This is a genomic window from Legionella sp. 16cNR16C, from assembly GCF_021297775.1.
Taxonomy (GTDB): domain Bacteria; phylum Pseudomonadota; class Gammaproteobacteria; order Legionellales; family Legionellaceae; genus Legionella_C; species Legionella_C quinlivanii_A.
The window spans coordinates 360,228-371,042 of the sequence record NZ_JAJTMX010000001.1 but is presented as its reverse complement, the minus strand read 5'-3'; the positions used below and the strand labels follow the sequence as shown (position 1 = coordinate 371,042).

The following is a 10,815-nucleotide window of genomic DNA, read 5'->3' as shown; positions in this document are numbered from 1 at the left end:
GCCATTAAGCACTCTACACAATAATTGACTATACTAGTCATAATTTTATAGCGGAGCCTCTCATGCCCTGGAAAACGGAAGAAGAAGAAAACACATATGCCAGATATCGCTCTGGAAATAAGGTATTAATCATTTTTTCAACAGAAAACTATAAAAAAATATCTTTTCAATATGAGACAGATAAAAAAAAATTTAGAGCTTTCTCCGAGCAATTTCTTAAGAATCCTGAATTAAAAAAATACGAATGGCCTCAAAACATAGACTATTTTAATGAGGGTGGTGCACTGAGTAATCACTCTGTAGCTACCTTAGATAGCAGGGATCTGCTTCTTTTTTTGAGATTAATACATAAAGATGAAAATCTCGACATCATACAAGATAAGATTTACGGTCTGTTGGATATCAATTTAATTTCCAAATCCAATCAGGAGAAAATTGAACAAGGTCAGCTAAATACTGTATTGGACAATGTGAAAGCTGCGCAGGCAAAAGGGGATTACTTTCCTATCTGGGGAGCGATTGAATATTTGTTGGGCGAATTTACCAAGGACATGGATAATACAGCAGCCCTTCAGCAAGCTTATGATCTCTGTACTAAAGTTTCCGTAGAAAACCCTTATTATGTTGATGCTCAAAACCGTCTACTGGAAATTCTTGATACCCAGGAGCCTGAGCGTGCTATCTTAAAAAGTAAATTTACAGCAGCGATAGGTTATGAACCGCGAAAGGCAGCCAATCCCCCCCCGTGCAGCTATGATTTTGCATGAATTGCTAGGTGAAACAGGCCCCGCAAATATTAAAGATCTCCCATCCATTGAAGCATGGTTACAAATGGCTGACCGGTATTATCTTTTAAAGAAAGAAGTTGAAGAGTTACGTGCATACAAAGCAGCTCATGAGACACCTGAGGAACAAAGCGCAGCACAATCAGAGGTCAGAAGTTTGGCTAGTCAGGGTGGCCTTTTTAAAACAGTAAAACAGGAGAAAGAGGAGGTCGGAAAAAGCCCCGCTCCGACAAGAGGACTAACACCATCATCTGATAATTAGGCAGTAATCTTTCTGCATTTAAACCATTCTATTAATATCAGAAAATTTCTGTTAGCATCCCTGTTTTTTTATGTAACTCCTCAGGTTGTGGATAACCTTGATTTAATTCAATCAAATCGTCTCAACGTCATCCTGAACGAAGTGAAGGATCTCCTGAATCTGGCTCAGCTCTAAGCAGTTGAGATCCTTCGCTACTCTCAGGATGACGTACCTGGGGGAGTTACGTTTTTATTGGTATAAACCAGAATGGAAATTAATAAAAACAAGATTTGGTTTCTACAGATGGCACGGGTGGTCGCTTGTTTATTAGTGGTTTATACCCATTGGTACGGACTTCTGACAAATACCAATGAATTGGTTCGTTTCCTGTTTCCCAATAGCCAGCCGCATTTTCCCACAGCTTCAATTACTGAATATCTGGGAATATTCACCACTGTCTTAGGACTAAATTTTTTTTCCAGCGTTCATTTTGGTCTGGGTCTTTTTTTTATCCTAAGCGGCTACGTCATTCCCCTTTCCCTGAAAAAAACCAATCCCCTTTCCTATCTGATTCGTAGATTATTTCGCATTTATCCTACTGCTATTGTCTGTATGATTCTGGCTGCTGTGGCAATGTTATTAGCAGGCTGCTGCCTCGGCTCTGCACCTTTTAATTTTTTAAAATTTAAAGTGGTAATCAGCAATTTGCTGTTAATTAGAGACTTGATCAATGTCCAGTTTATTGAGTATTCCACCTGGACGCTAGAAATTGAAATGCATTTTTATTTAATCTTCTTCTTATTTTTTTATTATAAAAAAGAAAAAAACCCTTTAAGTTTTATTATCCTGACGGCGTTGTTGGTTGTTATCTACAAACTGACTTGCACCACTCCACCGCCCCACGGCTGGGTCTTACGTGTGCAGCGTTTCGTGTCAATTAATTCAGCTTATTTAAGTTTTATGTTTATTGGTACAACAATATATTACACCCTAAGCAAACAATGGACTTATATCACCGGCCTTTTGACTGCGGCTGTATTATTAATTTTAAACTATATCTCTCTCCATACAGGTACTCAATTTGACGCTAGTGGCAGCAAAATCTTCATAAACCATCTCTATGTTATACCCTTCTTCCTGACTTTATATGCCAGCAATTCTCGTTTACCTTTTAGTAAAACTTTAAATGGCATCGCTAATTTTTCCTATCCTCTTTATCTGACCCATGGATTTGTTGGTTACAGTTTATATTTAATCGGCCTGGTGTTTACTCAAAGCATATTATGCTCAGCAGTTTTTGCATTCAGCCTGGTGATATTATTAGCAACTCTGATTCATAGAAAGGTCGAAAATAGAGGAATTGAATATTCTAAAGAACTGGTGCAGAAAATAGAGGGTCGCGGAGATAAAGAGGTTGTTTTTGCATAATCTATCCATTTAAAGCGCATTATCAATGCGCTTTAAATCTGGGAACTGATGTTATGCAGACTCCATACACAGGACAGATTTCCTGATTTCGGAAATGCAGTGGCCATTCCAGATATAATCATAATGGCCAGCCTGTACCGGAATGCCAAGAGCCGGTGGTCGAAAAATCGCCACACACTTCCCCCCTGCTCTTCTGGCACTTGGATACAAAATGCCCCACTCATTCTTCAGTTTGATGCGTCGCCCAAACTCCTGGCTTTTAGAATAAGACTCCAGCGCCGGGCTACAAATCGGTGCGTAACGATCGTCGCAAATGCTGACCAGTGCCCTGGTTACTTTTGCCTGATATTCACGCATTTGGATAATACAGGCTTTTTCATTGGATGCTTTGAGAAAGATTTCCCGGTGAAATCTTGTTTCAGCAATAGCTGTTTCGACCGAGTCAGCTGCATAATAAACTCCGTATGAAGAGCCATCGCTAAACCGGGAAACTCCGAAATGAGTAAAAGCAGCCATTAACGGTGTAGATCCAGGACCATATACCCACTCATCTTTAGGCAGCAAGGAGAGCCGTCCGTATTCCTCCGCCAGACGATCATTGGTCAGTCCCTCAAGAAGAGCAATCTCCTCCAGTTCTTCTGCACTTTCTGCCCAGTCAAATAAACTAACGGGCGGATATCTTGAAGGAATTAGTCGATGCGTTTTAGCCTTATAATCAATATACTCATAATCCATTAATATCCTCGCCAATAATCAAGAAAGCGCCTTACGTCTGCAAGACGCAGCAAACTGCCATCCAGCATAAATTCTCTTGGTGTCTTGCCATTAAATGGCGGTAAACTATTAGCCCGTTCGATCCATGACGTCGCCTGTTCGCTATCAATAAACAAGATTCTCAAATCTTTATAAATCCCCAGGAGTAATGAAATCCGCTCTTTCTCATCTTTGGACAAACGTCCTTCCAACTTGTTTATCCCTTTATAATAAGTTGAAGCGGCCATATCACCCATTAAAATACGGGCCTCATCAGTATCAAAATGGAATCGCTCCATCAGATTCTTTAATGATTTCCAGGCTACGCCATCAGAAATGATTACAGCAGGATTAACAGAGACTTTCATGAAATTCTCCACTTGTTCCAGCCTTGCACATCATTTTACTCATATACAAGACTACTTTTTATAATTTTAGAATAAATTCTAAAATTAGACAAGCAATCCCCTTGCATCCCTATCAATATTTTGTAACTCTGTTTAAACCAATTTTATTAAAAGAATCTATATATGCGCTTGATATTTAGCATCTTATTAAGTGTTGCCCTTCTCCCCCCTACTTATGCAACAGCTCTTTCACAAGAGCAGCCTGACCCTTTAAATCTTAAATGGCTGGATAAGTCGATATCCCCAGCCGATAATTTCTTTGCCTACGCTAATGGCACCTGGCAAAAACAAAATCCCATCCCGCCAGAATATGCAGTCTGGGGCAGTTTTTATATTCTTCAGGAAAGTGTTCAGGATAGAATTCATCAAATGCTGACCGCACTATCGGATAACAAAAACCTTCCCGAAGGCAGTATTGAGCAAAAGATTGGTGATTTTTATTTTAGTGGAATGGATGAGGCTGCGATCAATCAACTGGGCATATCCCCCCTTCAGGATATGTTTGACTCAATTAATTCAATAAAAAATAGTAAGGATTTGCAGCAGGTTATTAGTAAGCTTCAATTGAATGGGGTAAGTGCCTTATTCAATTTCGGCAGCATGCAGGATTTTAAGAATAGTAATGAAATGATAGGAGCTGCGATGCAGGGAGGACTGGGATTACCAGATCGCGATTACTATACCAAAGCAGATAAAAAGTTTCAGGATATCCGCTCTGCCTATGTCCGGCATATCGCCAAAATGCTTGAACTGGCTGGCGATGACGCTGGAAATTCTCTGAAGGAAGCAAATGAGATTATGCAGCTTGAAACCGCTTTAGCTAATGCTTCAATGACTCAAATTGAGCAGCGAAATCCCCGTGCTATTTATCACATGATGGCTGTAGATGAACTGGACAAAATAACCCCTCAGTTTTCATGGCCTGCTTATTTTAATCAGATCGGTCTTGAGAAAATCGAGCATATTAATTTGGGGATGCCCAACTTTTTTAAGAAAATGAATGAGTTGCTCACCACCGTTTCATTAAACACCTGGAAAAGCTATCTGCGATGGCATGTTCTTGATGCCTACGCACCTTATCTGTCAAAACCTTTTGTCGATCAAAACTTTCGCATGAGCTCACTTTTAACCGGTACAGAAAAACTCCTGCCTCGCTGGAAACGGGTAGTGAATACCGAAAGCCAGGCATTAGGTTTTGCTATCGGTAAAATGTATGTTGAAAAATATTTCCCGCCTGCGTCGAAAGCTCAGGTAATGGAGATCCTTAATAATATTAAGCAGGCTTTACGGGATGAGTTGAAAACACTGCAATGGATGTCGCCTGCAACGCGAAAAGCCGCCCTGAAGAAGCTTGAGTTGATGAAAGAGCGTGTGGGTTATCCTGAGAAGTGGTGGGATTATTCAAGTCTCAAAATCGACAGAGGCCCTTATGTATTGAATGTCGTCAGAGCCAGCGAGTTTCTGGTCAAAAGGGATTTGAACAAGATTGGAAAACCCATTGATAAAACCGAATGGAGCATGACCCCGCAAACGGTAAATGCCTATTATGATCCTTCTATGAATAACATTAATCTGCCCGCAGGCATTTTACAGCCGCCCTTTTTCGACCCCAATGCGCCAACCGCGGTCAATTATGGAGCGATTGGTTTTGTCATCGGACATGAAATTACTCACGGTTTTGACGATCAGGGGGCACAGTTTGACGGTTATGGGAATCTGAAAAACTGGTGGAGTGCTGAGGATTTGAAAAAATTTAATGCAGCGACCCAATGCATAATGGACCAGTTTTCACAATATAAAGTCGATGATCTGTCAGTCCAGGGTAAACTGGTAATGGGTGAAGCCACTGCGGATCTGGGAGGGTTGACTCTCGCCTATAAAGCCTTTAAACATTCAAAAGAGTACGCATCAGCTAAAACCATTGATGGGTTTACCCCCGATCAGCAGTTTTTCCTGGGCACCGCTCATGTCTGGGCTTCCAATATCCGTATGGCACAGATGCGTACCCTGATTATGACTGATCCGCATCCGCCAATGATTTACCGCGTCAACGGTACTTTAGCGAACATGCCTCAATTCCAAGCCGCTTTTGGTATTAGCGGACAAAGTCCAATGGTGAATCAGAAACGTTGTGTGATTTGGTAGGAATGTAGGATTGGTAAGTACTTTAGAGTCAACTTTATGATTAAACTCATCAGTATTATTCAATTTCTAATGTTTTCTTATACGGCATATTCCTTTCAATATCCTGCTTCTTTGTTAGATACCAGGATTAATGTAGGTGATCATGAGTTACATATAGTATGTCAAGGTCAAGGCAAACCTACTGTTATTCTTGAAGCAGGAAGTGGAACAGATTTATCAACCTGGTCGATAGTACAGCCTGAAATTGCTAAATTTGCACGAGTATGCACTTATAGTAGAGCTGGATTGGGAAAAAGCAGTATTCCTAATAATAAAACACAACTTGATGCCGTTCAAACAACACAGGATTTACATACATTACTAAGCAACCCGTTAATTAGAACAAATAGTCCCCCACCCTATGTTTTAGTGGGACATTCTTATGGAGGATTATATGTACGTAATTTCTTAGAACTTTACCCACAAGAGGTTGCTGGAATGGTTTTGATTGAAGCCACATCAGGTACTATGACTATGAAAGACTACGGATTTTCCGATGAGCTTGTTAATGCGCTGATTGTTGTTAACCAAAAAAAGGATGCCTACTTTAAACGTCATCCAGAAGTTAGCGAGGAAGAGCTAAAAACTGTCAAGCCAAACCAGGAGTTAATTACTAAAATTAAGGCACAATCAGTTCCCAATAATTTAATACGATCAATTAATTGCTTGCGCCAGCTGGAATTTAATGATATGGCTCGATTAGATAAAATGAATAGAAAACACCCTCATTTTTTAGGAAGTAAGCCTCTTGTAGTTATAATTACCGAGCAAAATGAGATGATTGATTTAGTTAGCCATTATCGAGTGTTAAAAAATTTTGTAAGTGCCGTTATTAATGACGATCAGCGTGATGCCTTTTCCGCAATATTTAAACTTGATTTTACTAAACCTATAGCGCTGGCGGAAGTTGAAAAAACTAATATGTTGTCATTATCTACTAACAGTACACTAAAGATAGTTAAACAGAGCGGACATAATATTCATTTGGATCAACCGAAAATTGTTATTGATAGCATCAAGAACGTTGTTCTCACTCTAAAAGGACAATTATAACTTTCTGCGTTCTATTCAGCTTAAAATCCTTCTAAAAAAAACAATTTTCGCAGGAAAGTATCCACTTACTACTATTGAAACTCTTTTATCAACTGCTAATATTAAATTGCATACTTCAAAAGTAAACATATGAAATTTAAATGGAAAATAATTGGCGCTGCTTTGTTTATAACTATTTTATGTCTATGGGTATGGCTATTTTGCGCCAGAGGTGTCTTTGATTGGAATCTAATTTTCAAGGTCGATCCTTCCGTGGCTTCCAGCTTTTTAATTGATTGCCTTTTAGCCTTGATTATAGGAACAATTTCTTTTAAAGCGGGTATAAAATTAGAAAAAGAAACAGCCAAGGCCGAAAAAGCTGAATTACAAAATATAGAAAAAATTGTAAAACAATTAGCCGGCGAAAAAAATGAATTGATCTTTTCCACAAGATTTGAGGATGAGCTGTCTTCACTTGCTGATCCATTTAAAAATAAAGTACTTTTCTCTTTACAGAAACTTATCTCTGATAATTTTAATCAATTAGGACCAGATGTTAGGAAAATCAAGGACAATACTTATTGTTTTAAAATTGATTCGTTACGAGTAATTTTTTCTAAACAAAAAAATGTATTCATTATTCACGAAATGGTAAAAAAATGCTAATTAACCACTGGTGTCAATAAGGGCCAAGGCAGAATATGCACATGTGGTGCTACTAAGAAAATTGCCATTTCGCTATGATTATTTTTCGAGACCAAAGACTCGAAATTTTTAGACTCCTGATATGCAGATAAACCTAATCGATTAGCTGGCACTTTAAGACAATACATTGATGCAATACATTATTCTAAATTCCTCTGATATAGACAAGATAACTTATGGAAATTTGAATTGTCTCCAATCTTACAATTATTGCAAAATTTACAAATACGTCAATTTGCCGTATAATTAAATTAATAAATAAGGAGTATCCACTATGGCACACATTTCCAAACATTCAAATGAAGTTGAGCGCTTAGAGGCTAGGATAAGTTCGACAAAAAAATCAGTTTTAAAAGATGCTGCCTCACTTAAAGGTGTTAGTCTTACAGACTTTGTTGTTAATTCAGCGTATGAAGCAGCACAACGCGTAATTAAAGAATATGAACAGCTTCATCTGACGAAAGCGGATAGAGATATTTTTATACAGGCATTATTAAATCCACCCAAACCAAATGAGAATTTGGTTAAAGCAGCTAATCGTTATAAAAAAGTGTTCAGTCTAAATGATTGAAGAGCAAGAATATATAATTGAGCAATTACATAAACATAATCGAGTAAATTTTTCTTGCGGAACAGATGAACTTGACCGTTATTTGCAGACTCAAGCAAGTCAGGACATTAAAAAAAACATGTCTGTAACTTATGTCTTATCGGAGCAAGGAAGTGACGTTGTCCTAGGTTATTACTCAATTTCAACGATAGGAATATTTCCTGGAGATTTGCCAAGCTCTTTGATTAAAAAGCTGGCAAAATATCCGGTATTGCCTGGAGTATTAATAGGTAGATTGGCTGTAGATGAAAAATATAAGGGAAGAGGATTAGGGGGGCTTCTATTAATCGATGCTTTGAAACGAACTTTAGCAGTAGGAGAGCAAATAGGAGTTGTTGCCATAGTGGTTCATGCCAAAGATGATAAAGCCATAAATTTTTATAAGCATTATGGATTCTTAGCATTACCTGAAAACGACTTTAAGTTGTTTTTACCCCTAAAAACTATTCAGGGATTACATTTGGATTAACTCAGATAGGTATTAATTAAGCTGAATTAGTGTGATTACCGAGGGAAAATGACGGATTAATTACCAAGCGATTATGTCGCGCTACTATATCAGCCCAAGAAGATCCAAACAATCCTCACTAAGCCACTTCACGTGAGGATTTTGCTTTAAGGACTCTAAGGGCGGAGGTATTCATATTCTCACGAAGCCAGATATTCCTTACCCCAGCAGAGCTGATCTTAATAACCAATAGTAAAAACATAGGAGAACAACATGTTACCCGTATTATCAAAAGAAAAATTATTCAACTTAGCGCCATCCATCTTCACACAAGCAAAATCTCATCAAACGAGTACTAAGTATTCGCCCATCTCAACCGAGCAAGTCATTGACAAACTCATGTCAGAAGGGTTTTTCCCCACTTGGGCAACTCAGACCAAAAGCCAGAACCAAGAATCAAAAGTATTTGCAAAGCACATGCTTCGTTTTCAACGCCATGATGTCATGCAAAATAATCAGGGACTTTACCCAGAACTGGTTCTCATTAATTCTCATGACGGTTTGTCATCCTATCGCTTAATCGCTGGTCTTTTCAGGGTTGTCTGTGGTAATGGACTGATTGCAGGGCAATCGTATGACGAAATCAGAATTAAACATCAGGGCAATGTGATTGAAAATGTCATTGAAGGCACCTATAAGGTGATAGAAACGGCGAATAACATGCTTGATGCATCGGATGATATGGCTTCAATTCTTCTGAACGATGAGGAAAAAATGATTTTTGCCGAAGCAGCCCATTCACTAAAATTCTCGGATAAAGAGAGAGGCATGAGCGTTAATCCTCAGAGCTTATTGCAACCAAGGCGTTATAGGGATCAAACAGATAATGATCTATTTACCGTGTTCAATATCCTTCAAGAAAATTTAATTAAAGGCGGGATCCGTGGCCATCGTTTCAATAAATACGGTTACACCACTCGTACAAAAACCAGAGAAGTAAAAGCCATTGATCAAAATGTCAGATTAAATCGTGCCTTGTGGACTCTTACTGAAAAAATGATGGAAATAAAAAGATAGTTTCTCATTGGTGAGCAAAGGTTCTCCTTTGTTCACCTCATAAGATCGAAAACAAGCATCAAATTAAGGACATTTTATGAAAATAAGATTATATCATGGTCGCAATAATCCAGAACAAGAAATGGATGATTGGGGGTTTGAGAGTGTAACACTTGATGGCGTTGAGGGGATAATATGGACTTATGGAGTGCCAAGAGTTTTTTTTGTTAATGAAAATGCCTTACAGATAGCCAAGGATTTGACGGGTTGGGATGCATTGGGAGATGGTTTAGAAATGCATGTTTTTGAAGATTTAATTAAAACGAATGATGGGTATTTTGGGGATTGGGAGTTAAGCTAATGTAACCACACTAATATTGCTGCAATGAAAAGCTTACTTAGAGTGGGCTTTCCTCAGTTCACTTCCACCTTTTATTTTCTTTTTTTCTTCAATAATTATCAAAATTGATTGGATAACTACTTCCAATAATCAAACGAATTATGGATTACTTACATGGGTATTAGTGAGTCCAGAATAATAGCTCAAGTGCTGATGAAAAGAGTGACTATTATTAAATCCGAAAGGGCTTCCCCCTGCATCATATGCCCCGAGCATAGGCAATCCGCTAACAGGGTTTACTCTAAAGGTTTCGAGTAAGCTGGAATTGATCAATTGATGAGTAGAAATAGTCGTATGAACTTCCTGACTTATTCCGTGGTGTTTGCTCATAAAAGGCAGAACATGACGTTTAAAATATTCATTCTCAATATAGTTAAAGTGCTTATCTTTCGATGCAATGGCTTTTTGGTATTCAAGGTAGCCTCTCGGTGGCTCTAATACAAAATCTTTAATGCGAACCATTAACTGTATTATTTTTTTGATAGCGTTAATCACTTCAAGATCCTTTTGAAAAAATAGTTTATTATCGAATCGACTGAATTTAACTAAAAATATCCCTTCACAGACGCGCAAAGGAATGCGCTATTTTTTATTTTGTTTCATCCGGTGTAGCTATACTTGTAGTAGCCTTCCATAAGCATTGTGCCGAGTTGTATTTCCCGAATCTACACACACCACGCAATGATAATTGCTTTTTTCATCTCTGCGTAACCATTTGATTGTATTAGAGTAAAAGGTTATATAAATCCAATAGCCTTGCTTTTAC

At 38.3% G+C, this 10,815-nt stretch carries 13 protein-coding genes; 10 read left to right on the top strand and 3 right to left on the bottom strand.

Annotation, left to right across the window (positions count from 1 at the left end):
- Positions 1-62: 62 nt before the first annotated feature.
- The 3 genes from LXA66_RS01760 (at position 63) to LXA66_RS01750 (ending at position 2,454) form a co-directional block, all read left to right on the top strand.
- A complete protein-coding gene (locus LXA66_RS01760; RefSeq protein ID WP_233011652.1) occupies positions 63-767 on the top strand; it encodes a hypothetical protein in 705 nt (234 codons plus the stop codon).
- Complete coding sequence (locus tag LXA66_RS01755) at positions 754-1,047, top strand: hypothetical protein (RefSeq protein WP_233011651.1); 294 nt, start codon at positions 754-756, stop codon at positions 1,045-1,047. The genes LXA66_RS01760 and LXA66_RS01755 overlap by 14 nt, the downstream gene beginning before the upstream one ends.
- A gap of 246 nt (positions 1,048-1,293) precedes the next feature.
- A complete protein-coding gene (locus tag LXA66_RS01750; RefSeq protein ID WP_233011650.1) occupies positions 1,294-2,454 on the top strand; it encodes an acyltransferase in 1,161 nt (386 codons plus the stop codon).
- 51 nt (positions 2,455-2,505) lie between these two features.
- Here the strand turns inward: LXA66_RS01750 and LXA66_RS01745 are convergent, their stop codons facing one another.
- Positions 2,506-3,189: an RES family NAD+ phosphorylase gene (locus tag LXA66_RS01745; protein WP_233011649.1), complete on the bottom strand. Its 684-nt coding sequence runs from the start codon at positions 3,187-3,189 to the stop codon at positions 2,506-2,508.
- Positions 3,189-3,575: an antitoxin Xre-like helix-turn-helix domain-containing protein gene (locus tag LXA66_RS01740; protein WP_233011648.1), complete on the bottom strand. Its 387-nt coding sequence runs from the start codon at positions 3,573-3,575 to the stop codon at positions 3,189-3,191. The genes LXA66_RS01745 and LXA66_RS01740 overlap by 1 nt, the downstream gene beginning before the upstream one ends.
- A 162-nt stretch (positions 3,576-3,737) precedes the next feature.
- On the opposite strand from LXA66_RS01740, the gene LXA66_RS01735 reads away from it, so the two are divergent.
- From LXA66_RS01735 to LXA66_RS01705, 7 genes are all read left to right on the top strand, one after another.
- The gene (locus LXA66_RS01735) at positions 3,738-5,759 is read left to right on the top strand and encodes a M13 family metallopeptidase (protein ID WP_233011647.1); all 2,022 of its coding nucleotides are present in this window, start codon (positions 3,738-3,740) and stop codon (positions 5,757-5,759) included.
- Positions 5,760-5,795: 36 nt separating this feature from the next.
- Positions 5,796-6,851, top strand: a complete 1,056-nt coding sequence (locus LXA66_RS01730; RefSeq protein WP_233011646.1) for an alpha/beta hydrolase — start codon at positions 5,796-5,798, stop codon at positions 6,849-6,851.
- Between the two features lie 129 nt (positions 6,852-6,980).
- Positions 6,981-7,496, top strand: a complete 516-nt coding sequence (locus LXA66_RS01725; RefSeq protein WP_233011645.1) for a hypothetical protein — start codon at positions 6,981-6,983, stop codon at positions 7,494-7,496.
- A 313-nt stretch (positions 7,497-7,809) separates the two neighbouring features.
- Positions 7,810-8,106 (top strand): DUF1778 domain-containing protein, encoded by a 297-nt coding sequence (locus tag LXA66_RS01720; RefSeq protein WP_233011644.1) that lies wholly within the window; start codon positions 7,810-7,812, stop codon positions 8,104-8,106.
- The gene (locus tag LXA66_RS01715; RefSeq protein WP_233011643.1) at positions 8,099-8,614 is read left to right on the top strand and encodes a GNAT family N-acetyltransferase; all 516 of its coding nucleotides are present in this window, start codon (positions 8,099-8,101) and stop codon (positions 8,612-8,614) included. Before LXA66_RS01720 ends, LXA66_RS01715 begins: the two co-directional genes overlap by 8 nt.
- A gap of 252 nt (positions 8,615-8,866) precedes the next feature.
- Positions 8,867-9,670, top strand: coding sequence for a DUF932 domain-containing protein (locus tag LXA66_RS01710; protein WP_058508506.1), 804 nt, complete (start codon positions 8,867-8,869; stop codon positions 9,668-9,670).
- Between the two features lie 76 nt (positions 9,671-9,746).
- Positions 9,747-10,010, top strand: a complete 264-nt coding sequence (locus LXA66_RS01705; RefSeq protein ID WP_058508505.1) for a hypothetical protein — start codon at positions 9,747-9,749, stop codon at positions 10,008-10,010.
- Between the two features lie 138 nt (positions 10,011-10,148).
- Here LXA66_RS01705 and LXA66_RS01700 read toward each other — a convergent pair whose 3' ends face one another.
- A complete protein-coding gene (locus tag LXA66_RS01700) occupies positions 10,149-10,544 on the bottom strand; it encodes a hypothetical protein (protein ID WP_233011642.1) in 396 nt (131 codons plus the stop codon).
- Positions 10,545-10,815: the final 271 nt, after the last annotated feature.